The sequence below is a fragment of the Adhaeribacter pallidiroseus genome, from assembly GCF_003340495.1.
Lineage (GTDB): Bacteria > Bacteroidota > Bacteroidia > Cytophagales > Hymenobacteraceae > Adhaeribacter > Adhaeribacter pallidiroseus.
The window spans coordinates 36,110-62,391 of the sequence record NZ_QASA01000001.1; the positions used below are offsets into that span (position 1 = coordinate 36,110).

The 26,282-nt window shown below is 42.2% G+C and carries 17 protein-coding genes; 10 read left to right on the plus strand and 7 right to left on the minus strand.

The features are described from left to right. The first annotated feature begins 124 nt into the window (after nt 1–124). The 3 genes from AHMF7616_RS00130 to AHMF7616_RS00140 all read left to right on the plus strand — a co-directional run bounded on the left by AHMF7616_RS00130 (nt 125) and on the right by AHMF7616_RS00140 (nt 3,667). Nucleotides 125–616, plus strand: coding sequence for a hypothetical protein (locus AHMF7616_RS00130; RefSeq protein ID WP_115371037.1), 492 nt, complete (start codon nt 125–127; stop codon nt 614–616). 515 nt (nt 617–1,131) lie between these two features. After that, nucleotides 1,132–3,306 carry a carbohydrate binding family 9 domain-containing protein gene (locus AHMF7616_RS00135; protein WP_115371038.1) on the plus strand — a complete coding sequence of 725 codons (2,175 nt, stop codon included), beginning with the start codon at nt 1,132–1,134 and terminating at the stop codon, nt 3,304–3,306. A 106-nt stretch (nt 3,307–3,412) separates the two neighbouring features. Beyond that, nucleotides 3,413–3,667, plus strand: coding sequence for a hypothetical protein (locus tag AHMF7616_RS00140; protein ID WP_115371039.1), 255 nt, complete (start codon nt 3,413–3,415; stop codon nt 3,665–3,667). Nucleotides 3,668–3,995: 328 nt separating this feature from the next. Here the strand turns inward: AHMF7616_RS00140 and AHMF7616_RS00145 are convergent, their stop codons facing one another. The 7 genes from AHMF7616_RS00145 to AHMF7616_RS00175 form a co-directional block, all read right to left on the minus strand. Then, nucleotides 3,996–5,534: a YifB family Mg chelatase-like AAA ATPase gene (locus tag AHMF7616_RS00145; RefSeq protein WP_115371040.1), complete on the minus strand. Its 1,539-nt coding sequence runs from the start codon at nt 5,532–5,534 to the stop codon at nt 3,996–3,998. A 149-nt stretch (nt 5,535–5,683) separates the two neighbouring features. Then, nucleotides 5,684–5,980 carry a hypothetical protein gene (locus tag AHMF7616_RS00150; RefSeq protein ID WP_115371041.1) on the minus strand — a complete coding sequence of 99 codons (297 nt, stop codon included), beginning with the start codon at nt 5,978–5,980 and terminating at the stop codon, nt 5,684–5,686. A 95-nt stretch (nt 5,981–6,075) separates the two neighbouring features. After that, nucleotides 6,076–6,663, minus strand: coding sequence for a D-sedoheptulose 7-phosphate isomerase (gene lpcA, locus AHMF7616_RS00155; protein ID WP_115371042.1), 588 nt, complete (start codon nt 6,661–6,663; stop codon nt 6,076–6,078). A 5-nt stretch (nt 6,664–6,668) separates the two neighbouring features. Then, nucleotides 6,669–7,094: a hypothetical protein gene (locus tag AHMF7616_RS00160; protein ID WP_147275581.1), complete on the minus strand. Its 426-nt coding sequence runs from the start codon at nt 7,092–7,094 to the stop codon at nt 6,669–6,671. Nucleotides 7,095–7,262: 168 nt separating this feature from the next. Further along, nucleotides 7,263–9,113 carry an ABC transporter ATP-binding protein gene (locus AHMF7616_RS00165; RefSeq protein WP_115371044.1) on the minus strand — a complete coding sequence of 617 codons (1,851 nt, stop codon included), beginning with the start codon at nt 9,111–9,113 and terminating at the stop codon, nt 7,263–7,265. 123 nt (nt 9,114–9,236) lie between these two features. After that, nucleotides 9,237–10,049, minus strand: a complete 813-nt coding sequence (locus AHMF7616_RS00170) for an FkbM family methyltransferase (protein WP_115371045.1) — start codon at nt 10,047–10,049, stop codon at nt 9,237–9,239. 141 nt (nt 10,050–10,190) lie between these two features. After that, nucleotides 10,191–11,867, minus strand: a complete 1,677-nt coding sequence (locus AHMF7616_RS00175; RefSeq protein ID WP_115371046.1) for a hypothetical protein — start codon at nt 11,865–11,867, stop codon at nt 10,191–10,193. Between the two features lie 288 nt (nt 11,868–12,155). On the opposite strand from AHMF7616_RS00175, the gene upp reads away from it, so the two are divergent. The 7 genes from upp to AHMF7616_RS00210 all read left to right on the plus strand — a co-directional run bounded on the left by upp (nt 12,156) and on the right by AHMF7616_RS00210 (nt 25,762). Beyond that, nucleotides 12,156–12,812: a uracil phosphoribosyltransferase gene (upp, locus tag AHMF7616_RS00180; RefSeq protein WP_115371047.1), complete on the plus strand. Its 657-nt coding sequence runs from the start codon at nt 12,156–12,158 to the stop codon at nt 12,810–12,812. A gap of 177 nt (nt 12,813–12,989) precedes the next feature. After that, nucleotides 12,990–13,403 carry a hypothetical protein gene (locus tag AHMF7616_RS00185; protein ID WP_199474030.1) on the plus strand — a complete coding sequence of 138 codons (414 nt, stop codon included), beginning with the start codon at nt 12,990–12,992 and terminating at the stop codon, nt 13,401–13,403. Nucleotides 13,404–14,487: 1,084 nt separating this feature from the next. Then, entirely contained in the window at nt 14,488–17,694 is a 3,207-nt protein-coding gene (locus AHMF7616_RS00190; protein WP_115371048.1) for a SusC/RagA family TonB-linked outer membrane protein, read from the plus strand. Between the two features lie 23 nt (nt 17,695–17,717). Beyond that, nucleotides 17,718–19,247 (plus strand): RagB/SusD family nutrient uptake outer membrane protein, encoded by a 1,530-nt coding sequence (locus AHMF7616_RS00195; protein ID WP_115371049.1) that lies wholly within the window; start codon nt 17,718–17,720, stop codon nt 19,245–19,247. A 203-nt stretch (nt 19,248–19,450) separates the two neighbouring features. Beyond that, nucleotides 19,451–22,975 (plus strand): VCBS repeat-containing protein, encoded by a 3,525-nt coding sequence (locus AHMF7616_RS00200; protein ID WP_115371050.1) that lies wholly within the window; start codon nt 19,451–19,453, stop codon nt 22,973–22,975. Nucleotides 22,976–23,127: 152 nt separating this feature from the next. Next, a complete protein-coding gene (locus AHMF7616_RS00205; RefSeq protein WP_115375396.1) occupies nt 23,128–24,765 on the plus strand; it encodes an AGE family epimerase/isomerase in 1,638 nt (545 codons plus the stop codon). Between the two features lie 133 nt (nt 24,766–24,898). Continuing rightward, nucleotides 24,899–25,762: a sugar phosphate isomerase/epimerase family protein gene (locus AHMF7616_RS00210; protein ID WP_115371051.1), complete on the plus strand. Its 864-nt coding sequence runs from the start codon at nt 24,899–24,901 to the stop codon at nt 25,760–25,762. The last annotated feature ends 520 nt before the right edge of the window (nt 25,763–26,282 follow it).

Below are 26,282 nucleotides of genomic sequence, written 5' to 3' on the forward strand. Positions count from 1 at the left end.
CAAAATTTAAAAAATCATCCTTCAGGTAGAAACTAAGAAGCGCTATCCAGCTCACCAGATTCTGCCTGAAGGATTTTTTTACCATTAACTAATAGTTGTTTGCAATGCAAAAATTAATTGAACCATGGAGGATGATTACGATATTGACATTCTATTAACTCTAAACCCCCATGGATGGAGTACTTGCTGGATTATCAAGGAAAGGAAAAACTTTGAATTAGTCATTTCACATGTATTTGGAGATCCTTATTTTGATTTAATTCAAGCACTAACAGGATTAATAAACAATAAAGAGGAGGTAACCTTCTTTTGGTATAGAGAACCTGGTGGGGAAAAAATTGAAATCAGCAGAATAAAGGAAAGGAGACACGAGGTTCGGGTATTAATAAGTGGATTTCAAGAGTCTTTTGAAGAAGCAATCAAGGATTTTAAACCAACTGTTGAGTTTCAAATTAAATTAAAACAACTAATCATCATAATGTACTTTCAACTTCGTAAGACGTTCGTTCTCTTGAAAGATAAGGAATATTCAAAAAATAGGCCTAATAGTTTTCCTTTTGAAGAATACATGAAATTTGAAAAACTTGCATCTGAATATCTCGGACTGAAGAAATAATCAAGAATGCATTACACAAAACAACGTGCAGTAGTGAGCGGCAGAAACCGCAAAATTAAACGAAACTGATGTTTATCAATTTACACATCCGGGAAAGTCAAAGTTTAATCAATGTCGCTTTCGGTCGCACAAACTACAATAAAGTGTATGAACAAATGAAAAAGAATAATGCACTTTGCAAACCACTATTAGACAATACCAGAAAAACCGTAGCTAAGTGCAACTGACACCAGTTTGGCTATTGAGGGCCTTCTAAGGTTCCGGTGCGCAGCATTCCGACGATAGGAGGAAAGGAAGCTTAGACCGCCCGAAAGAGCCAAACGAGGCCCGCCGGCCATGAGGCAAAACTTGAAACTTGCTAGTTAGGTAGCACCAGTACATGAAGACTTGAAAAGGCTTCAAAGATAAGCACTTAGTAAGTCATCATTATTTATAAAGGGCTAATACTTCTTGATTAAACTTATCCTCAAAACATTTTTTAAATTTTTCCTTAAAACGGAACCCCGTTACCCTATATGAGAATACCTCTACTCACGCTTTTTTCGATTTTACTAAGCTTACAGCTATTCGCCCAAAAAAAGAATGCATCTTACCAATTACCCATCAAGGCAGCCTCATCCGAAATTAAAATTGATGGTGTGCAAGACGAACTGGCCTGGCAGGAAGCAGCCGTGGCTAAAGATTTTTACATGATGCTGCCGATGGATACTAGCTTTGCCCAGGTACCCACCGAAGTGCGCATGACCTACGATAAAAATAACATCTACATTATTGCTACCAACTACGTTACACTGCCTGGCCCGTACATGGTAGAGTCATTGCGGCGGGACTGGAATTTTGGAAAAAACGACAATTTTATTTTTTTTATCGATCCCTTCGACGACCAGACCAATGGTTTTTCTTTTGGCGCTAACGCCGCTGGTGCCCAATGGGACGGCATTATGTACGAAGGCAGCAAAGTAGATTTAAGCTGGGACAATAAGTGGGTTTCGACTGTAAAAAACTACGACGATAAATGGATTTTTGAAGCGGCCATTCCTTTCAAAACCATTCGGTACAAAAAAGGCATTACCAACTGGGGCATTAACTTTGGCCGTCAGGATTTAAAAAGTACCGAAAAATCAGCTTGGGCGCCGGTGCCCCGGCAATTTCCAAGCGCCGCTCTAGCGTATACCGGCAGCCTGATTTGGGATCAACCACCACCCGATGCCGGCACTAATATTTCTTTAATTCCTTACGCGCTAGGTGGCTTTTCCCGGAATATTGCGGCCGGGCAAAAAACCGACTACCGCAAAGAAGTAGGCATTGATGCTAAAGTCGCGATTACCTCGTCTTTAAATTTAGACTTAACCGTAAACCCGGATTTTTCCCAAGTAGACGTGGATCAGCAAGTAACCAACCTGGACCGCTTTGAATTATTCTTCCCGGAACGGCGCCAATTCTTTCTCGAAAACGGCGATTTGTTTACGAACTACGGCTATACTAATATCCGGCCTTTTTTCTCCCGGCGCATTGGCTTAGGCGTGCCCATTCAATTCGGGGCTCGTTTAAGCGGCCGCCTGAGTAAAAACTGGCGCTTGGGGGTGATGGATATGCAAACCGGCGCAGTAGGCGAACTCGGGTTGCCGGTTCAGAACTTTGCGGTAGCTTCTTTGCAAAGGCGGGTTTTTGCCCGTTCGTATATTGGGGTGTTATTTATCAACAAAGAATCTTTGAACTACAATCCGGGAGCAGAACCTACCAAACCGGTTTACTCGCGCTATAACCGGAACATCGGTTTTGAATATAATCTTGCTTCGGCAAATAACGTCTGGACGGGGAAGGCAATGGTTTTAAAATCCTTTAGTCCGGGCAAAACCGGCCGCGATTGGGTACACGCGGCTAATTTACAGTACACCAGCCGGGCTTGGCTCATTAACTGGCAGCACCAGTACGTAGGTCAGAATTATACCGCCGAAGTAGGTTACGTGCCGCGGCAAGGTTTTATTCAGATAAATCCCAAAGTAGGTTATTCGTTTTTCCCGAAGAAAGGGGCCATCTTAAACCACGGACCAACCGTAAGCACCAGCCACATCACCGACGAAAAATTAAAAACGACCGATAATACCAGCTTGGTTTCATATGGTTTTACTTTCCGGAGCCGGAGCGTTTTTAATATCTGGACGGCCTACGATTTCGTGAAATTGCTGCGGCCATTTGACCCAACTAATTTTAGCGGCGATACCTTGGCCCGGCGTACAAACCATTCCTGGAAATCCTGGGGAACCGATTTTGTATCTAAACCGCAGAGCATTTTTACCTATTCGTTTACTACCCGGTACGGTGGCTATTATGCCGATGGTACTCGTTTGAATCTCACGGGTAGTTTAGGATACCGGTTTCAGCCTTTTGTGAGTATTGCCGCTGCTGCCAGTTATAACGATATTAAACTACCGGAGCCTTGGGGCAGAAATAAATTCTGGCTGATCGGGCCGCGCCTGGATGTAACCATGACTAATACTTTGTACTTAACCACTTTTGTGCAATACAACGAACAAATTAAAAACGTAAACTTAAACGCCCGCCTGCAATGGCGCTACAAGCCGGCTTCGGACTTATTTATCGTGTACACCGATAATTATTTGCCTACCCACTTAATGGTGAAGAACCGGGCGCTGGTGGTGAAGTTTACGTATTGGTGGAATTTGTAAATTTTTAAATTTTGTGCAAGCAAGTAGGTTATTTGGGAATTACCGAACGGAGAACCAGCCATCTCCGTACAGACTAATCAACTAATTAACCGAACTTACATTTACTATGGAAAAACCAAACGTGCTTGTTTTTACTTACCACGAATTAGATCGAAAGCAAACCTACCTGCTTAACTTAAATGCCATCTCAAGGATCTTATTTGAGCAAAACGGCGAAGTAAAATCTTTACATATTCATTATTCTAATGGGGCAGAAGCCGATAAGTTTACCGGTTCCATTGCAGTTTCTATCGCCAATTTAATTACCGATACTTTAAACCCAGGAAATTCAGCTTATTCCTTAAGCACTGAGCTGTGGTAGGCTAAACTCGTTACTAAATAGCGTATAAACTAAAAAGCTCCGGCGATTCTCTATAAATAATCGCCGGAGCTTTTTAGTTTACATGAGTTTTGTTACAAATCTTATAACTGAGTTGTACATAGAGTTAGCATAGCGCTCTAAGTACAGTTCCTGCGGACAATCTCTGATTGGCGTTTTGCTGGGTTCTTGGTTACGCCAATCAGAGATTGGCTATCCAAAAATAAGTAGAGACCGCTAACGCGAACTTGACCTATAACAGAGGCAGGTTTAAGCCCGAAAAATTAGAAAAATTTAAAAAATTACAATCTGGCAAACCGTAGAGTTAAAATCAACCAGCCCAACCTTCGCGGTCGAGGCTACGATATTGAATGGCTTCGGCTAAATGTTCAATCTTAATTTCATCGGTACCCGCTAAATCGGCAATGGTGCGACTTACTTTTAAAATGCGGTCGTAGGCACGCGCCGACAAGCCTAAGCGTTCCATCGCCGTTTTGAGCAATGCTTTTCCGCCGGCGTTTATCTCGCAAATTTCTTTTACCATCTGCGACGGCATCATAGCGTTAGAATGAATATTCGGGAAATCTTTAAAACGCTCTTCCTGAATTTGCCGGGCTTTTACCACCCGTTCCCGAATAGCTTCGCTGCTCTCCGTTTTCCGCGATTCGGTCATTTGATCGAACGTTACCGGTGTAACCTCCACGTGCAAATCAATGCGGTCGAGCAACGGTCCGCTTACTTTGTTTAGATACCGTTGCACCACGCCCGGTCCGCACACGCAATCCTTATCGGGGTGGTTGTAATAACCACAGGGGCACGGGTTCATGCTGGCGATGAGCATGAAATTAGCCGGAAAATCAATGGTCATTTTGGCCCGGGAAATAGACACACGGCGTTCTTCGAGCGGCTGACGCATTACCTCCAATACGGTACGTTTAAATTCTGGTAGTTCATCCATAAACAACACGCCGTTATGCGATAGCGAAATTTCGCCGGGCTGCGGCACACCACCGCCACCCACCAAAGCTACATCCGAGATAGTATGGTGCGGCGCCCGGAACGGCCTGGTAGAAAGCAAAGAAGCGGATTCGCCGAGTTTACCCGCTACCGAATGAATTTTGGTAGTTTCCAAAGCTTCCTGCATGGTAAGCGGGGGTAATATAGAAGGCAAGCGTTTCGCCAACATAGTTTTACCCGCTCCCGGAGGCCCGATCATGATGGCATTATGTCCGCCGGCAGCGGCTATTTCCAACGCCCGTTTTATATTTTCCTGGCCTTGTACGTGGGCAAAGTCAGCTTCGTACTGGTTTACGGTTGCCTGAAAAATATCGCGGGTGTCAATTACCAAAGGCGTAATGTCTACTTTACCGTCAAAGAAATCAATGGCTTGTTTAATGTTTTCGACGCCGATAATGTCGAGTTTATTGACTATGGCGGCTTCGTTGGCGTTTTGCACCGGTAGCACAAAGCCCTTAAATCCTTCTTTGCGGGCTTGTATGGCAATGGGTAAAATACCTTTCACCGGCCGTAAGGTACCATCCAACGAAAGTTCGCCCATAATAATGTACTCGCCCAAGCGTTCACCGCGCATTTGGTCGGAAGCCGCCAGTATCCCTAAAGCAATGGGTAAATCGTAAGCCGAACCTTCTTTGCGAATACCGGCCGGCGCCATGTTGATGACTACTTTTTGCCGCGGCATGCGGTAACCATTGTATTTTAAAGCGGATTCGATGCGTTGCTCACTTTCTTTAATGGCGTTATCGGGTAAACCAACCATGTAATATTTGGTACCCGGCGTTACATTTACTTCCATGGTGATGGTATAAGCATTAACGCCTTGTACCGCGCTGCCGAACGTTTTTATGAGCATGAATTCTGTGCGTAATTTTAAATATAGAGAATTAGGTATAGTTGGAAGCGCAACAGGAACAGTCGGAAATAAATTCCAGAAAAAGGATTTTAGAAGAAGTATCCAGATTAAAATTAGTTAAGCTAAATTTTTTACTTTATGAAACAACTTTATTTTTTGTCGTTTCTAATTTCTGCATTTAGCGTTTCTGGAATTGAAACCCATATGGTTTCTGGTGTAATTTGTAATTTACAATCACATTCTGTTTCTAAGGTTGTTATTATATGGCGGAACCAATCAAGATATGTCCACTCTCTTGGTTTAGGTGAATACAGAATATTTTTATTACTATCCCAATGTACTTCGGTTGCCGTTCGATAAATCAGGGGAAACTTTCTTTTGTCGGGTTTTATGAAAAGCTGGCCATTTTGGTTTATCCCAATTTCCTGAATATTATCTGATTCCATATCTTGTAAATGTTCCCTAATAGCCCTATTGGTTATATCTTTTCAGGATGATTGGAAGCAAAGAAGGCATTACTTGGTGCTCAAGAAGACAAGTATTAAGCCCCAACCACTTTTTGTTCAATCAGCAAAATCAGAATATGAATAACTTTAATGTGAATTTCCTGAATACGGTCGGCAAAGCCAAAATGCGGCACTCGTATTTCTATATCACTGAGAGCAGCCAGTTTGCCCCCGTCTTTCCCTGTTAAACTAACTACTTTTATTCCTTTGTTGCGGGCTACTTCGGCGGCTTTTAACACGTTACCGGAATTGCCGCTCGTGCTGATGGCTAATAATACATCGCCGGCATTTCCTAAAGCTTCGAGGTAGCGCGAAAAAACAAAGTCGTAGCCGTAATCGTTGCTCACGCAACTAATATGGCTGGAATCCGAAATAGAGATGGCCGGTAAAGCCCGACGGTCATTACGATAACGGCCCGATAATTCTTCGGCAAAATGCATGGCATCGCACATGGAACCACCATTGCCGCAAGATAAAATTTTGTGGTTGTTGTTAATGGCATGGCTCATGAGCTCAGCCGCCGCTTCTATTTGAGCAAAATTTTCGGGATTTTTTAAAAAATTGGTTAATACCGTGTGCGCCTCCGTAAGTTCGGCCAAAATAAGATCAGAAGTACTAGCCATTCCGTTTAGATAGAATCAGAATTGGGGGACGAAGGCCGGTTAGAGTCCTGGCCCGATGAAAAACCTGGTTTTACAATAATGGTATTGCGATCGTAGCTAGACGCCGACGAGTTTAAGGGCGTAGTTCCCGGAGAAACATTTGAAGCAGCGCTATTTTTGTATTGTTGCATCTCGTGTTTCTGGTCGTATAGCAAGGCTTTTAGCTCGTTCACTTTGCGGTCCTTGTGCGTATGTTCGCGTTTTAAGGTGGCAATATACAGGTTTTCTACCAGCAGTTCGAGTAGCAATATTACGCCTCCAATAATGTAGAAAGTAGTATTAAAATTAGGATTAGTATCCTGACCAACTTTTAATACATCCAGGTAAATAAGCGTAGCTGCTATTAGGTACAGCATCACCACCACATTTACAAATTTCTTAACAGCATCCATAAGTATACATTTAAAGTGACCTTCTGTTTTTACTACGTAAATAACAAACTCAAGATAAGCTGAATCTTTATTATGAAAATCTAAATTGCGGCTTGTAAACGGTTTTAAGATTAAAAATTTAAAAATTTGAATGTACGCTGCTCTAAAGATACATTTTTTGAGAATCAATTATAAAGAGATTACGCCGGTAGTAATCTGCATTTGATTTAAGCGGGCGTATAGGCCATTTTGGCGCAGCAATTGTTCGTGCGTTCCGCGTTCGCGGATACTGCCTTTTTGCAGCACAATAATCTCGTCGGCGTGCTGGATGGTGCTTAAGCGGTGGGCAATTACCAGCGAAGTGCGGTTACGCATGAGGTTGATTAAAGCTTCCTGCACTAATTTTTCTGATTCCGTGTCCAAGGCCGAGGTTGCTTCGTCCATGATTAAAATGGGCGGATTTTTTAAAATAGCGCGGGCAATGCTGATGCGCTGGCGCTGCCCACCGGATAATTTACCGCCCCGATCGCCGATAGTGGTTTGATAACCATCGGGCGATTGCATAATAAATTCGTGGGCATTGGCAATTTTAGCGGCGGCAATTACTTCGGCTTCGGTGGCGTTGGTTTTATTAAAAGCAATGTTGTTGAAAATAGTATCGTTAAACAAAATGGATTCCTGCGTAACCACGCCCATTTGTTCGCGCAAGGAATGCAGAGTACAGGTTTTAATATCGACACCATCAATGGTAATAACACCGCTCGTTGGATCGTAGAAACGCGGCAATAAATCGGCCAAGGTAGATTTACCACCTCCCGACGGGCCCACCAGGGCAATGGTTTTTCCTTTCGGGATGGTAAGGTTTATCTGCTGTAAAACCGCCTCGTTACCGTAAGCAAAGGATACAGCATTAAAAGTAATGGCATCTGAAAAGCCGGGCAATGTTTTAGCGGTAGGTAAATCCCGAATTTGCGGTTGGGTATCAATAATTTGTAAAACACGGTCTCCGGAAACTAAACCACGCTGAATATTACTAAACGCCGTAGAAATTGCTTTTACCGGCACCAGTACTTGCGAGAATAAGATAATATACGTTATAAATTGGCTGGGCGATAAATCAGAAGTTTTATTTAACACCAGATTGCCGCCGTAAAAAAGAATACCCGCTACCGAAGCAACTCCCATAAATTCAGATATAGGCGAAGCTAAACTTCTTTTATTCCACATAGATTCTGTAATCTGGCCATAGCGGTTGTTTTGCTGGGTAAACTTGTCTAGAATATAAGACTGGGCATTAAAGGCTTTAATAACACGAACACTCCCCAAAGTTTCGTCGATGATACTTAAAATGTGCCCCAGAGCTTCTTGCCCCAGAATAGCCGTTCGGCGTAGTTTTTTGGTAATAGAAGAAATAATAAATCCGGATACCGGTATTACTAACATCGTGAATAAAGTAAGGCGCGCCGACATGGTAAATAAAATTATAAATAAACCAATTATAGTAAATGGCTCCCGGACAATAACATTAAGCGTACTTACTACCGACGTTTCTATTTCTTGAACGTCGTTGGATAAACGCGACAGAATATCGCCCTTTCGCTCGTTGGTAAAGTAACCGAGCTGCAGCTGCGTAATCCGTTCATAAACTTTCTGGCGGATATTTCTTACTATTTTGGTTCTTACATGGGCCTCGGCACGTAGCCCTAAGTAACGGAATAGGTTAGATAAAAAAACAGAAATCACAATTAAGATACAGACAAATTGCAGGGCAGCAATTTTTCCGTTATTTACTATTATCTGACCGAAAAAATAATTAAATATTTTTTTGATATACTCCACATCCAGCGAAAAAGCTGGTTTTTGCAAGATGGCTTGTGCTTCATTAATAGAAGTGGTACCAAAAAGCACATCCAGGAGGGGGATTAATAAAGTAAAATTAAAAAGGCCAAAAATAATTCCAAGTATTGTGAAGATGGAGTATTGAGGTACAAAGCTTAGAAAAGGTTTGGCAAAATGAAGAATTCGGAAATAAGTTTTCATCAACGGCAAAGGTACACCTTTGCGGTAATTTGGACAGCTTAACCTGTTATAAAATTTACTGCCTTAAAAATAGATAAGCTATAATTCTGGCTTTTAGCTTTAATAAAAGGAGATTTTAAAATGCTATTTCATTAAAGCTAAAAAGTCAAAATGTTTCGGGGTAAGCATTTTAGTCTTATTATCAATAGGAGTCATTTTATTGCTAAATAAACCGTCTAAGCGGTATAATTGATACCCCATAGTTGTAAGCAATTCAAAATACTCAAACCGATCTTCCGGAGATAAACCAACGTAGCACTCGCTTAATAAAGTGGTTTTATGCTTTAAAAGTAGATCTTTAACTGTTTTAATTATTTCTTTATCAAAGCCTTCGGCATCAACTTTTAAAAATGATAACCTAGGTAATAAGTCAGCATAATTTGATTTAAGGTAATTTGTTAAATTTTTGCCTTCTACTTCTAACGGATAAAGATGATTTTTTTTTATTAATCCGGGATCTCCACCATTGCAAAAGGAAGCATCAGAATAATAAAAAGTTAGCTTTTCATTTTTAATAGTAGAAGCAAAGTTTAGCGGAATGATATTGGTTTTATCTGAATTAAGAGCAGCGTTTTTTTCTAAAATTTTAAATACGTATTTATTGGGCTCTAATGCTAAAACACAGCCGGTGGAGCCAGCCGCTAACGCTAATGGAATGGTACTATCGCCAGTATGTGCTCCGATATCAATAACGAAGTCGCCAGGTTTTATATAATTTTTAATAAAATTAACCTCATCCTGATCTATTTGCTTTTCACCTTCGAAAGGATGTGTCCATTGGGCATACTGAATTTCGCCATCATCTGGAAGATGAAACGTCTTTAACTTAAATCCATATTCCTGAAAGGTACGCCGCTGTTTATATTTTTTTAATTTGTTTTTTATATAATTAAACATCCTGATGGGTTGGTTATAAACGCAAAAATAAATTAATCCATTAAATAAAGCAGCATAAACAAAAGTACGAAGAGCTAAGTGTAAGAACGCATGCTGCTTTATTTAAGAAATAATAGTAACAATAGACAATTATCCCGGATTTTAAAATTCATGGAGCCGTTGCGGGATATTCCAGCGGAAGGCCACCGTAGTATAAGCAGAATTATAAGAGCGAGTAGCCATCTGGCTATCTACTTTCCTTAAGATTTGCTTTACATCCAGAAACATGTTGTGCCGAAGTTGCCACGACGCGGTTAACTCTACGTGTAATTGGTCGGTGGTGAGGCCTTGCCCTACTTTGTTGTTGTACTCCTGTGCCCGGTTATTGTAAGAAAGCAGCACGTTGTTGCCGTAATTAAGGGTATCGGTATCCGCGCCGTAATGCGTGTAAAAAGCTTTGGCGGTTAAGTTTAAACGGCCTAGGGGCTGGTAACGCAAAATGCCGATCCATTCGTACAAGTTGGCGCCCATGGGGTGGGCGAGGGGTTGTTGGTAGTGCTGGTAATTGGTAAATTTATTTTCGTGCTGGTAGGTGTAAGGACGGATAAAATTAAACTCTACCTGCGCATCGAGGTTATTAATTTTGGCCACATCAATGTATTTAGCCCCCAGCTGAAAGGCTTGTTTGTTGCCCCACCAACCATTGCGCGCGCGCACGTTCGGTAACGAAAATTCGTCGAGCATTAATTGTCCGTAAACCTGCGCGGTTTTAAAAACATTGGCTTTAAAGTCTAAGCCGAGTAAGGCGTTATCGTTGCTGCCCAGCATTAACTCCACGCTGCGGTAAAAAATAATGGGGTTGAGGTATTCTAATTCAAAATGGCCTTTGTCGCGGGCGTAAATGACCGATTCAAAAACGCCCACGTTTACATTGGGCGTAATATTTACACCCAAATGGTGGTAAGCAAAATACTTTTTTGGCAGCAACTGATCGCGGAACTCATAATCGGCATTCATTTCGGTAAACAGGTTGGTGTACTGCAGCTTCCAGACGTTTACATTAAATTTTAAAAAAAAGTAAGCCGGCGCGTAATCCGAGAGCACTAAAGAGCGATACCCGTTACCAATAAAATTTCGATCGTGGCCCAATTGCAAACTAAGGTGTTTAGAGGCGGCGTAATTGATATAACCGCGCGCTGTCGTAAAATCGTAGCCGGCCGCTGGGTCGTAACCAACGGTCCGGAAGGGTTTAAAATAACCTTCGTGGGGCAAAATAGTATCGCGCACAATGCGGTCGTTCACGTAATCCGGAAAGCGGGCCTGGTTTTCGGCAATAAAGGTGTAAAAGCCTAATTTCTCATCCAGTTGTCCTTCTACCTGAATGCCCCGGGTATTTACGTAACGCATGCCGTCTACGCGGGTATCGCGGCCGGCCTCAAAATGAACAACGGGATTAACGCGCAACGTAAAATCCGGAACATCCACGGAATAAAAGTCGGCGGGTTGCCGGAAAAAGTATTTCAGAAATGGTTTGTTGTAATTGGTCTGGTTCACCCGGTTGGTGTAATTCCAGTTATCGTTTAATAAATAAGTAGCGTTAAACTGATCGGCGCGCGACAATGAATCATTCTCCCGGATTACTTCCTGGGCCAGTTCGGCTACTTCCTTCCGGAAATAAGGTTTAATGCCGGTATGCAAGTTGGGAGCCTTGTCGGGGAATTTAATCAGAAAACGATCTATTCTGTGATACGTATCGGGGTCGAGTGGCACGTAAGTGCTTTGCGCCAACGCGGTAAAAAAGAAAAAATTTAAAAAAACTGCCGTAAATAATATTCTCATAGAGGCGGTATGCTAAGTAAATATTTAAATAACCCGGTTTCGTATAAAGCTGGTTACTAATGTTAAGTGTAACTACGTATTGGACCAAAACAGACTATGCCGTTTTTTTGCTAATAGAAAATAATAGTTACCAAACGTATAACTAAAATTTGCATATACTATTAAAAGCTCTACTGGGTTAAAGTCCTCTGGTAAGTAAGTGGTAGCCGCCATAAAGCTAATAACTTGCGGTCGGATAAATATAATTTTTGACGAATACGCTACAAAGTGCCTATAATTTTAATTTTTATGATAAGATCTAACCTGGTTCATATTCTTACCGAAGAGCCGTCCATCGCCAGTCAGTTTATTTCTGAATTGCGTAACGTGGAAGTGCAGCGCGACAGTATGCGTTTCCGGCGTAACCTGGAACGCTTAGGGGAGGTGCTGGCCTACAAAATATCTACCCAATTAACGTATGCCCCGCAGCAAATTCAAACGCCTTTGGCTAGCTGCGAGCAACAACAACTCACGGATTACCCGGTCTTGGCTACTGTACTTCGAGCGGGTTTGCCTTTTCACCAGGGATTTTTAAATTATTTCGATCAGTCGCCGAGCGCGTTTGTAGCGGCTTACCGCTTAGAGGCTACTTCCGAGATAACGGTAAACGTGGATTACTTGGCGGGCCCTTCACTCGAAGAGCGAGTTTTATTGCTGGTAGATCCGATGTTGGCGACGGGCACTTCGCTGGCGCTCACGTATAAGGCTATGTTGCGGTTTGGCACCCCGCGTGAAGTGCATATTGCCGCCGCCATTGCCAGCCCCGAAGGCGTCAAGCATATTCAGGAGCAGTTACCCGAAGCTATCCTATGGCTAGGCGCCCTGGATGATCACTTAAACGAACGGGCTTACATTGTGCCGGGTCTAGGCGATGCTGGCGATTTAGCATTTGGGTCAAAGATCTGAAAATAGAAATATTTTTATCTTTTAAAAACTCTGGTACTTTTCTTGTAAATAGATCTATACCGCAATTTTTACACGTATCTAATACGTTATATAAAAAGTAACCTCTAATTTAAGAATAAAGCAGTGCATACTTTGGCAGCCGAAATATTAAAATACCTATCTGTTTACCTGCTTAGCATGGTGAAATTTTTTGGCGGACCATTAGCCGGTATCTCCATGGGCTTGTCGTTCTGGATGACTTTATTACTAAGTGTTACCGGTATGATGACCAGTGTTTTTATTTTCTCCCAAGTCGGCATGTTAATTTCTAAATGGTATGTGCAACGGCATCGCGCCCAGAACAAACCCATTTTTAGTAAAAAAAGCCGGAAAATTGTAAAGATCTGGCAGCGCTTCGGGATTAAAGGCATTGCTTTCTTAACGCCGGTTTTATTTAGCCCGGTAATTGGTACTATCATGGCTACCGTATTAGGTGCCAGCCAACGGCACATCTTATTGCATATGTTGTGGAGTGCTGTTTTCTGGGGCGTTACTTTTACACTAGCCTTGCACGAATTACGCCACCTCGATTTGGCAATTTTTCATAAGTAGTATTTGGTGGTCATAATAACCGACCTGTTTTAAAAACTAGATTGAAATCTTGTTACCAGGATTTCAATCTACCATCAAAACTTAATTTTCCTGTTTTCAATTGAAAGGCTTCTTCCAAATAAACGAAGAAGCTTTCTTATTTTTAAGTGTTTTATAACAGCAGGTACAGAAACAAGCCAATAATTTTAAGAAGAAACAAATTAAATTTTGTTTAAAGCGCTAATCTTAACTATTATGTGCTTACCTCTTTTAATAAATTTGTGTTAAATAGCATCTTAGATAGCACTTGCGCACCGATTACTCCTTACGTTCGTCTTGTAACAAGCATGTAAAAAATTCTTAATTATTCAGGATATTAGGCAACTATACAGATAGTCTGAACACTATAGCTACTTAGGAATAATTTAAAAAAACCTGCCTTCTATCCCGTGTTTCATAGATGGTACAAACGAATGAAACTGCAGCTATGTACTTACTGGAAATCAAGATTTCCGCGAAGAATAAGCCAGCAAAGAAGGAGATTATAATAAAACAAAGAATAGCCTTTCTTCCCTGATACCATTAAAAAAACTGCGGTACTTAAATCTAATTAGGAAGTGATAAAAAAGAATAAGCAAGTCCTGGGTTTGCCTATTGTTTATTATTTGTTGTTAATTTTAATTAATACTAAACTAATAATTTAACTAATCTGCTTGAAATATTTTATTATAGTTATTATTATAATTAAAAAATGGCATAGTAATACCATAGTTTTTTGCGTATTTGTAATTACTTGTTATTTTAATAAATTTAATACAATTCTGTTTTTATTAGTTATGGATTATAAAAAATTTAAAATTGTTAAAATTTTATTAAATTAAGGTACTGCTTAGCAAGCTTACTTAACTTAAAACTATAAGCGGTTTTTAATGGTAAGTTCTGATTTAGAAAACAAATTGATAAAAAAGTATTACTTCTAAGCTTATAATTGGGGTTACCTTGTGGATTGATTTTAGAGTTGTTCGTTAATATTACTATCACCCAAATTAACAGTGCCCATGAAAAAAATACTCATTCTTGGCAACGTAAAAGTTGCGTTTTACTAATGCTGCTTGCTTTTAGCGGAGCCATAGACTCCAAGGCAGCAGTAGCTTACCACAAGGCAGTTATAAGAACCGTTGACTGGACGCTTACCGGCAAAGTAGTATCAGCTAGTGGCGAAGCTTTACCGGGTGTAACTATCTTAGTTAAAGGCACTACCAATGGAACCACTTCTGATTTAAACGGGGCATTTTCGATTAGTGTTCCCGAGTCAGCAGGTACGTTAGTGGTTTCTTACGTTGGTTATACCACCAAAGAACAAGCTTATTCTGGCCCCGGAGCCATTAATATTACTCTAGCGGACGATACGAAGGCCCTGCAGGAAGTAGTAGTAGTAGGTTATGGTACCCAAAAGCGGGAAGATGTAACCGGTGCTATTAGCTCAGTAAGTGCTGCTCAAATTGAAAAAACACCTGTAACTACCCTGGACCAAGCTCTACAAGGCCGGTCAGCTGGAGTTCAGGTAACCAACAACGATGCTTCACCCGGAGCCGGTATTCAGGTGCAGATCAGAGGTATTGGTAGCTTTGGTAATAACGAGCCTTTGTATGTAGTAGATGGCTATCCTATCTCTGGTGGTGTAAATACCTTAAATCCAGCTGATATTGCTTCTATGGATATTTTGAAAGATGCCTCAGCAACCGCTATTTACGGTAACCGCGCCGCTAATGGAGTAGTAATTATAACTACTAAAAGAGGAAAAGCCGGCGAGTTGCAAATTTCTCTGGATGCACTTACTTCTTTCCAGACAGAGCCTAATATGTACAAGCTGTTAAATGCGGAGCAATTTGCTACCTTGGCGAACGAAAGATCAGTACCGGATGAATTTGCCCCCGTACCAGAATGGAGCAATCCATCAGCTTTACGCAACATTGATTGGCAAGAAGAATTATACCGGACTGGTTTGCGGCAAAACTATAACGTAGCCGTTCGTGGCGGCGGTGAAAAAGTGCAGTCAGCCTTTTCTTTAGGCCTGGTAGATCAAAAAGGTATTATTCTGGGCTCTAATTACCGTCGGTATAATGCCAGCGTAAATGTAGATTATAACGCTACCAAATGGTTAAAAGCATCTACCAGTATTAAATATAGCCGGAGTGATAGCAAAATAGCTTTAGGTACCGGCGGTCAAAACTCGGGATTAGGGGTAGGTACTTTTACCAAGTTAATTCCTACCATGACCGGAAACCCATTAACCGATCAGGTAAAAGATGAAAATGGGGAATATGGTTATTATACTAAAAATAATACGGCAGTAAGTTATCTGGATAATCCTCTTGCTGTTATTGAAACGCAGGATCAAAAAAATCAAAACAACTATTTGTTAGCTTCCGCTTACCTGGAAGCTACCCTGGCCAAAGGTCTTCGATTAAAGACTAACCTGGGGGTGAATATAAGCGATTTCTCTGGTTATTATTTTACGCCTTCCAATAACCGTTTGCAAGCACCGGTATTATCTAACTATTCACAAAGCGCCACAAACACCTCAGAATATTTGTGGGAAAATACCTTGGCCTACACCAGAACCTTTGGGGTACATACCATTGATTTTGTGGGTGGTTTTTCTTTCCAGGATAATACTATTCGCCAGATTGGAGCTGGTGGAAATGGCCAGATTAGTGACGTTTTACGGAATTTAACTAACGTACAAACCATTACTAATATTTATGGCGACCAGTATTCTACTTCTTTGGCTTCGCAGTTTGGCCGGGTAAGTTATAACTTACTGGACCGCTATTTATTAACTGCCACCGTAAGACGTGATGGTTCTTCGAGGTTTGCACAAAACAATCAATACGGGGTATTTCCTTCCGTATCCGTTGCTTGGAGAGTTAAAAATGAAGCTTTCTTAGCAAATGTAAATGCGTTGAGTGATTTGAAAATAAGAGCCAGTTACGGACAAGTGGGTAATCAGGCCAGTATAGATCCTTTTAAATACTTAGCGCAATACTCGACTGGTGGGAGTCAATTGTCTATTAATAATAATGGTTATCCATTTAATAAGAAGTACCAGGAAGGATTAGTACTGCAAGGTTTACCGAATCCAGGACTGAAGTGGGAAACCTCGGTGCAAACCGATATAGGTTTAGATGCTTATTTTTTAAATAATAAAATAAGCTTAACTGCTGACTATTACCGTAAAGAATCCCGTGATTTCTTACTAAATATCAATGTGCCTGCACAAACAGGTTTTTCTACCGCTACCCGTAACGTAGGCAGTATCCGAAACAGTGGTATTGAATTAGGAATTGAATATCGGGAAGCAGAAAAGCCCTTTAAATACGGTATTGCTGCTAACATAACTACTGTTAAAAACGAAATTTTAAACTTAGGTGGTTTAAGTGCCATTGGTAATATTGGAGGCTTAGGATTTCCTAACGTGGGTGGTAATACCTGGGTAGAATTCAGCCGTTCCGAAGTGGGTGGCGAAATAGGTGCGTTTTATGGCTATCAGAATGCCGGTATTTTCCAAACCCAAGCCGAAATTGATGCTTTAAACGCTCGAGCATCTGAAATAAATGGGGCCAATACTCCTTATCAGGCTACTACTACGGTGCCCGGCGACCGTAAGTTTGTCGATCAAATTACAGTGGATTCAGACGGAGATGGTGTTCCGGATGCAAGAGATGGTAAAATTACGGCGAATGATCGGGTAGTATTGGGGAGTCCCATTCCTGACTTCTTTGGAGGGCTTAACCTGGATGCTTCGTTCAAGAACTTCGATTTTAACATGTTCTGGTACGCTTCGGTAGGGAATGAGATTTTTAATTACACCAGCCGCGTTTTACAAAATTTTGGCGCTACCCAAGGCGGCATTGGTTTGCAAAATATCGGTGAAGAATATTATTTAAACCGCTGGACAGCTACAAACCCATCCAATACCTATCCCAGAGTTACCCGTCCGGATTTGAACGGTAATACGCGCCCATCTGATGCTTATATTGAAGACGGTAGTTACCTACGTTTAAGAAACGTGCAGATTGGTTATACTTTCCCAACAGCCTTAACCCAGAGAGCTACTATTCAAAAAGTACGCGTATTTGTTAGTGCCCAAAACTTAGTAACGTTTACCAAATACTCTGGCCTGGACCCAGAAATTGGTCAAATTGCCGATCCGGATACTGGTAGACGAAACGTAACGATGTCCGGTGTAGACGTTGGAACTTATCCGCTGTCTAGATACTTTGGATTAGGTTTAAACGTAACATTTTAATTAAAGAATAAATTAAGAGTAACATGAAAATTAATAAAAGTATATACTTACTTACTTTGGGGGTAGCAACGATGCTGCCCTTGAGTTGTAAGGATTTTTTAAACGAAACCGATACTCGGGCTATTACAGACGAGTCTCTGTTTAAAAAACCGGAAGATGGTATTCGTTTAGTAAATGCTATTTACGATACTTTCCACGATGGTGATTTTATGAATAAATCATTGTGGTATGGAGCTAACTTCTTATCGCAGGACTTTCATAATTACGGGGCTGATGTATTTTTCGAAACCTACGAAGTGCCCGCTAACTTTGATCCCCTGAACATTCTTTGGCGCCGCTCTTACCAGGGTATTGCCCGAGCCAACTCGGCTATTCCGATTATCGCTAAAATGAAAGAAGAGGGCGTTATTACCGAGGCACTAGCTAACCGGCTCACCGGGGAAGCTTATTTCTTGAGAGGTGTTTTTTATTACTACTTAGCCTCTAGCTTTGGCGGCGTACCTCTGGAATTACAAACAGTAACTGACGATGGTCGACACCCGCGTAATACCCAGGACGAAGTATTTGCTTCGGTAATTACCGATATGCAAACTGCAGCCAACTTATTGCCCTGGAAAGAAGAATTAACCGCCGACGACTTAGGCCGCGCTACGAAAGGTGCCGCGATTGCTTACATGGGTTCTGCCCAGATGTGGATTAAAAAGTACGCCGAAGCGGTAGCTACTTTTAATCAGCTGGAAGGCCGTTATCAGTTAATGCAAAACTTCGTGGATATTCACGAATATAGCAAGCAAAATAACCAGGAATCTGTCTTTGAGGTGCAGTATTTAGAAGGAGCGGATCAATCGTGGGGCCATGCTAACGAAACTATTTGGTTTTCTTCTTTCCACATGCCCGAAGAAGTTTCTAACTTTGGCTACTCGTACGCTGATCCGAAATTGTACGCTTCTTTTGAGGAAGGTGATAAACGTAAGCTCCCAACTGTTATTGGACCCGGCGATACGCACCCCAGTCCAGCTATTAAAATTTCAGAATATCCAAAGGTTAAAGAACAATTTGGCGGTATCAACACTTTAGGTACCATCGATAAACCTTGGAAAGGTACTGATAAGTTGCGTTCGGGCTATTACAGCACCAAAACTTGGCGTGATCCGAACGTTAGAGGTAGCACGGGTAACCCGCAAACTATCTTTGGTGGCCAAAATGTGATTATGATGCGGTTAGGCGAAGTTTTATTGAGCAAGGCCGAAGCCATGGCAAAAAGCGGCAACGAAGCTGGTGCCCGCGACATCATCAACAACGTAATCCGGCAACGGGCTGGTTTAGCACCGGCTCCCGCTGATAAGCCATTTACTGATTTAATCGTGGATGAATATCGTCACGAACTAGCCGGTGAAATGTCGTTGTGGTATTTGTTACGCAGAGCCGGCGAGCATATTAATTATGCAAAAACTAGGTTTAACATTACCATCCCGAACGGAAAAGATATATTACCAATTCCGCAACAGGCAATTCTGGATAATGCTACTATCAAGCAAAATCCTGGCTACTAAACTTTTAATTTGATTTGTTTTAATAATACTTGCAATAAAGGCTTTGTAGAAATACAAAGCCTTTATTGTATAACTGCTATTAACTTTGTCGTTTAATTAGTGGTAGTCAAAGTGTAATAAAGAATTTAGCTGCTAGCTTACATTCAATTTTATTTTTTTATAAGGTTGGCCAATTTGCCTTTTGCTATAATACTTTTGCCTCAATGAAAATTAAAGTTTTTGCCCCTCTTCTACTTCTTCTCCTCACGCAATGCCAGTATTTCAAGCAGCCTACGTTGTACACTCTGCTTAAACCTTCCGCCACCGGGGTAACTTTTGCCAATACCATTACCGAAGACGATTCGCTGAATATTTTAAATTTTGTTTACCTGTACAACGGCGCGGGCGTTGCCGCCGGCGATATAAACCAGGATGGCCTCACCGATCTGTACTTTGGGGGCAACATGGTTTCGAGTAAGTTGTACTTAAACAAAGGAAATTTTAAATTTGAAGATATAACCTTGCCCGCGGGCGTTGGTACCAAGCTGTGGGCTACCGGCGTTACCATGATTGATATCAACCAGGATGGTCGCCTGGATATTTACGTGTGCACCGTGAAGCCGCTTGCCAAAGAAGGAGTTCCGAACCTGTTGTTTATTAACCAGGGCCAAGATACCACCGGTAAACCTGTTTTTAAAGAAGAAGCCCAGGCTTATGGCTTAGCCGATACGGGCTACAGCACCCAATCGGCTTTCTTTGACTACGACCGCGACGGCGACCTGGATATGTACCTGCTCACCAACGCTTCCGATAAAACCAACCGCAATAACCCGAACTATAAACTTACCAAAGGGCAGAATTCCAACACCGACCGGCTGTACCGCAACAACGGCAATAATACTTTTACCAACGTGTCGCAGGAAGCCGGTATCCAGATTGAAGGCTGGGGTTTAGGAGTCGGAATCAGCGATATTAACCAGGATGGCTGGCCCGATATTTACGTGGCTAACGATTTTATCAGCAACGATTTACTCTGGATTAACAATAAAAACGGCACCTTCACGAACAAAATTAAAGATTATTTAAAACACCAGAGCTACAATGCCATGGGCACCGACATTGCCGATTATAACAACGACGGCTTAGTCGATATTATGGTGCTGGACATGTTGCCCGAAGACAACAAGCGCCAGAAAACCACCATGGACGTACAGAATTACGACCGGTTCGAGATAAACAAGCGCATGGGCTACGAAATCCAGTACGTGCGTAACAGTTTACAACTCAATAACGGTAACAACACCTTTAGCGAAGTAGGCCAAATGGCTGGTGTGTACGCTACTGATTGGAGTTGGGGTCCTTTGCTGGCCGATTACGATAACGATGGCTGGCGCGATTTATTTATTACCAATGGCTACGTGCGCGATATTACTGATTTAGATTACGTGCATTACCGCCAGACTTCTTTACAGTTCGGCGACGAAAAAGCGGTAGCCGAAAAAGAAAAGGAAGCTTTTGGCCAGGTGCCCAAAGTTAAAATCCCGAACTACATTTACCAGAACCGCCACGATTTAACTTTTGCCAATAAAACTAAAACTTGGGGCCTCGAAGAATCTTCCAACTCCAACGGGGCCGTTTACGCCGATTTAGATAATGACGGTGATTTAGATTTAGCCGTAAACAACATTAACGCCGAAGCTTTTATTTACCAGAACAACGCCGAGAAACTCGAAAAAAATAATTTTTTAAAAATTAAGCTAAAAGGCGCTGCTCCGAATCAGGAAGGGATTGGCACTACCATTCGCCTGAAAAATAAAGGCCAGCAACAATTTTACGAGCACTACCTCACGCGGGGTTTTAAGTCCTCGGTAGATCCGGTGGTTCATTTTGGTTTAGGCAAAGCGCCGGTAATAGATAGCCTGGAAATTACCTGGCCCGATGGAAAGTACCAGTTGCTCACGCAGGTAAAGGCGAATCAGGTTTTAACCGTATCCTACCAAAACGCCACGGCTGCCAAGCCACAAGCAAAACCAAATCCAGAGGCTTTTTTCAAAGAAGTAGCTGCCGACCATACCATTACTTTTAAACACACCGAAGAAGATTATATTGATTTTAAAAATCAGCCTTTAATGCCGCACAAATTATCGCAAACCGGACCGGGTTTGGCGGTAGGCGATGTAAATGGCGATGGACTGGATGATTTTTTTGTGGGTGGTTCGGCCCGGAAAACCGGCGCTATCTTTTACCAGGATAAAAACGGCAAATTTACGGGGAAACCTTTAAGCACCTTGTCCAACACCGAAGACGATACGGGCGCTTTGTTTTTCGATGCCGATAATGATAATGATTTGGATTTATACGTAGCCACCGGCGGCAACGAAAACCTGGACCCCAATGCTTATTTGCACCGCCTGTATAAGAACGATGGCCAAAGCAACTTTACTTTAGATGCGCGAGCCTTGCCGCAGATTATGGTAAGTGGCTCCGTAGTAACGGCTGCCGATTATGATAAAGACGGCGACTTAGATTTGTTTGTGGGCGGGCGCAACAGCCCGAAAAAATACCCGATGCCGGGGCAAAGCTGTTTGCTGCAAAACAATAAAGGTACTTTCCGGAATGTAACGTCGGCACTTTGTAAAGAACTGGAGAAAGCCGGGATGGTAACCGCTGCCCTCTGGACGGACTTCGACCAGGATAACCAAATTGATTTAATTGTGACGGGTGAGTGGATGCCTTTGCTTTTTTTTAAAAATGACAAAGGAATTTTTAAAAATGTGACCAACCAAACCGGCTTAACGCACACCGAAGGCTGGTGGAACAGCTTAATAGCCGGCGATTTCGATAACGATGGCGATCTGGATTACGTGGCCGGAAACCTGGGCTTAAATTCCCGGTTTAAAGCTTCGCCGGAACAACCCGTAAGTTTGGTAGCTAAAGATTTTGATAAGAACGGCAACATCGATCCGGTAATGGGCTATTACATTCAGGGCAAAAACTACCCGGCTCCGCCCCGCGATGCGCTTACCGATCAGTTGGTTTCCATGCGTAAGAAATTTCCGCGCTACTCCGATTACGGCGAAGCTACGTTTGAACAAATGTTTACGCCCGAAGAACTGCAAGGCGCTTACCAGGCGAAAAGTTATACGTTTAGCAGCAGTTACCTCCAAAACCAAAGCCATGGCAAATTTACGATCAAACCTTTGCCCATGCCGGCTCAGGTAGCGCCGGTGTACGGCATGCTAGCTACTGATTTTAACCACGATGGAAATCTGGATGTAATGCTAGTCGGTAATTCTTATGCCACCGAAACGGCCGTGGGGTATTACGATGCTTCGGTAGGTACTGCTTTAGCGGGTACGGGCCAAGGTACATTTAAAATTATTCCGCCCAAGGCTACGGGTTTTAACGTGAGCGGCGATGCCAAGGCGATGGTGCAATTACTTACTACCAATAACAATTCTTTACTAGTGGTAAGTCAGAATGCCGATAGTTTAAAAGTTTTTGCTCCTTCCCAAAACCAGAATAATCAGGTGATTAAACTTCAACCTACCGATGCCTACGCTGATTTGTACTTTAAAAACGGCAAAAAACGCCGGGAAGAATTTACCTACGGCATCGGCTATTTATCGCAGTCGGGCCGGGCATTCATCAGCCAGAATTTATCGAAAGTTATTATAACTAGCTTTACCGGCAAGCAGCGGCAGATTAGTTTTGATAGCAAAGAAGTAGCCATACAAACCAAGCAGTAGAATCGTAAAAATTTAAAAAAACAGCGTAGCGGCTCTAGTAATTAGCCCTATGCTTTGGGTAGATTAGAAAAACAGGTAATTATTAAACAAGTTCTACGGATTTAAAACCAAAATAAGCTAAATTACTTCGTTGATTATTGTTTGCTTTCGCTATGATTTTTAAAAAACAACTCTTTAAACTGACCCTGGCTCTGGCCTTATTCGGTTCATTCGCTTTTTACCCAGGAGCCTTTAAACCCGCCGATGATGCTACGGAACGAGCCCGGTTAGCCACGGTAATTGATAAATCTATTAAAACCGAAATGCTGAATAAATGGTATCCGCAGGCCGTCGACAGAGAAGCGGGTGGATTTTTGAGTACTTTTTCTTACGACTGGAAACCCGTGGGCGAGCAGGATAAAATGGTGGTAACGCAAGCCCGTCACATCTGGTCTAATTCCAAAGCTTCCCAACTGTATCCCGAAGTAGATTATTATTTACCCAGCGCGAAACACGGCGTAGCCTTTTTGCGCGACAAAATTTGGGACAAAACCAACGGTGGTTTTTTTACTTTAGTAGACCGGCAAGGTAATGAGAAAAAACAAGAAGGCGGTTATGCGGGCGGCGGTAAAAACGCCTACGGCAATGCTTTTGCGATTTACGCGCTAGCGGCTTACTACCAAGCCTCCGGCGATACCAGTGCTTTAAACTTAGCTAAGAAAACGTTTCGCTGGCTCGAAAAACACAGCCACGACCCGGTAAATAAAGGCTACTACCAAACCCTGGCCGATGATGGTACGCCCATCCAGCGTACAAAGGAAGTGCCTTCTACTTCGGATGTAGGTTACAAAGATCAGAATAGCTCCATTCACTTACTCGAAGCTTTATCGGAATTGTATTTGGTGTGGCCCGATCCTTTGGTGCGGGAGCGTTTACAGGAAATGCTGGTGCTCATCCGCGACACCTTGGTAAATGAGAAAGGCTATTTAACTTTATTTTTTACCCCCGATTGGAAGCCGATCAGCTTTCGGGATTCTTCCGAAGCCGATATAGATAAGCACCACACCCTGGACGAAGTTTCGTTCGGCCACGACATTGAAACCGCTTATTTGTTACTGGAAGCTTCGCACATTTTAGGGTTGCACAACGATACCAAAACCATGGCCGTCGCCAAAAAATTAACCGATCATACCATCCGCAACGGGTTTGATAATAAAATGGGCGGGTTTTACGATGCCGGATATTATTTTAAAGATAAAACAAACATCACGATTATTAAAGACACCAAAAATTGGTGGGCCCAGGCCGAAGGTTTAAATACCTTGTTGCTCATGGCCGATCATTTCCCGAAAGATTCGCTGAACTATTTTAGTCTTTTCCAAAAAGAGTGGAAATACATTAACACCTATATCATTGATCACGAGCACGGCGAGTGGTACATGGGCGGTATTGATAAAGAACCCGACATGAAAACCGCCCAAAAAGGTCAGATCTGGAAAGCTTCGTACCACCAGTTCCGCGCCTTATCCAACATTGTGCAGCGTTTGCGTCCTGATAAAACCGCTCCTTCATCTCCAAAAAATTTAAAAAAGAGTGGCACTGGCACCTTAGTTCTGCAATGGGATAAAGCCACTGATAACCGGCGGGTGATTGGTTACAATTTATACCAAAACAATAAACGCATTGGTTTTACCCCGCTCACCAGCTTTGCTCTGGCTAATGCCGCTAAGTTAAAAGGAAGTAAAATCACGATTAAAGCCATTGATTACCAAGGAAACCAATCAGTGAATAGTACGGCTATTACGCTTTAATAAGAGGTTTTGCAAAACCTTGTAAAAAGTCCCCTTCGGAGGGGATAGGGTGAGGACAAACCAAGCAAGGTGCCCTTAGTACTAACCATTATTAGAAAAATTTAAAAAATTCCTTAAATCTATTTACCCAATTATGAAAAGAATTATTTGCTCATTGAGTTTTGCTGCGTTATTAGGCATGAGCGCTACCAACACTTTTGCTCAAAAAGGAACGCCGATCTTTCCGCAGGTCCCCGGTATGGAAGCTTACACCTACCGCGAAAGTTTTAAGAAAGATGTTGCCGCCACCCTTGATTCTATCAAAGCTTTAGGCATAACGGAATTGGAAAGCGGCCCCAATCCCAATGGCTTAACCCCGGAAGCCTTCCGTAAAATGCTCGACGAACGCGGTTTAACCGTGCCCGCCATTGGCGCTGGCTACGATGATATTGTAAAAGACCCCGCCGAAGTGGCCCGGAAAGCCAAAGTATTAGGCGCTAAGTACGTAATGGTAGCCTGGATTCCGCATAAAAAAGAATTTACCTTGGACGATGCTAAAAAAGCCGCTGCTGATTTTAACCGGGCTGGTAAAGTATTACAGGAACAAGGCGTTACCTTGTGTTACCACAACCATGGCTACGAGTTTCAACCATACCAAAACGGTACCTTATTCGATTACCTGGCCGAAAACACCGATCCCAAGTATTTGTCTTTTGAAATGGACATGCTGTGGGCTTACCACGGCGGTCAGGACCCGGTTAAATTATTAAATAAATACGGCAGCCGCTGGAAACTGATGCACTTAAAAGATTTACGCAAAGGCGTAAAAGGCGACTTAACCGGTAATACTTCCACGGAAAATGATGTAATTTTGGGTACCGGCCAATTAGATGTACCCGCTATTTTGCTGGCTGCTAAAAAAGTAGGTATCAAGCATTACTTCATCGAAGACGAAAGCCCCCGTTGGAGCAAGCAAGTACCGAAGACTATGGCGTATTTAAAGAGTTTGAAAGAATAGTTTTTGTCTGCATAGCAGCAGTTTCCTTAAATTATTACTATGGCACGGATTTACTTTCGTGCCTTTTTTAATATTTCTGTTCGTATTGCAGCGGCTTTTGCTTTAGCTAGTTGCTAGCTGATTTTCGTTCGCATAGCTACGGCTGATGCTTTGTTTTCGGAGTGCAGTTGTTTCATTGCTTAGGTTCTGTTCTTTTTGTCTTGATACAAAAAGAACCAAAAAATCAAGACGCTAAAAACTCGCTGAACAACAGAACAGTTTAGCGTCAACTCTTGCACTTCGCTAAAGCCGATTGTTGCATAGTTAGATGGCAAAATTTAAAATACTTGAAAATCAAAATACATCCACTTTGTCATTCAGGAGGAACCTATTTAGCTACGCAGCAGAACCGATTCAGGTAATAGAAATCTTTTTATGACGTACAAAGTAATAGATCCCTTAACAGATTCTAAATAACCGTTAGAGATTTAAAAAAGCAAAAAAGCCTTTTCTGAAAAGAGAAGGCTTTTTTATGTCAAGC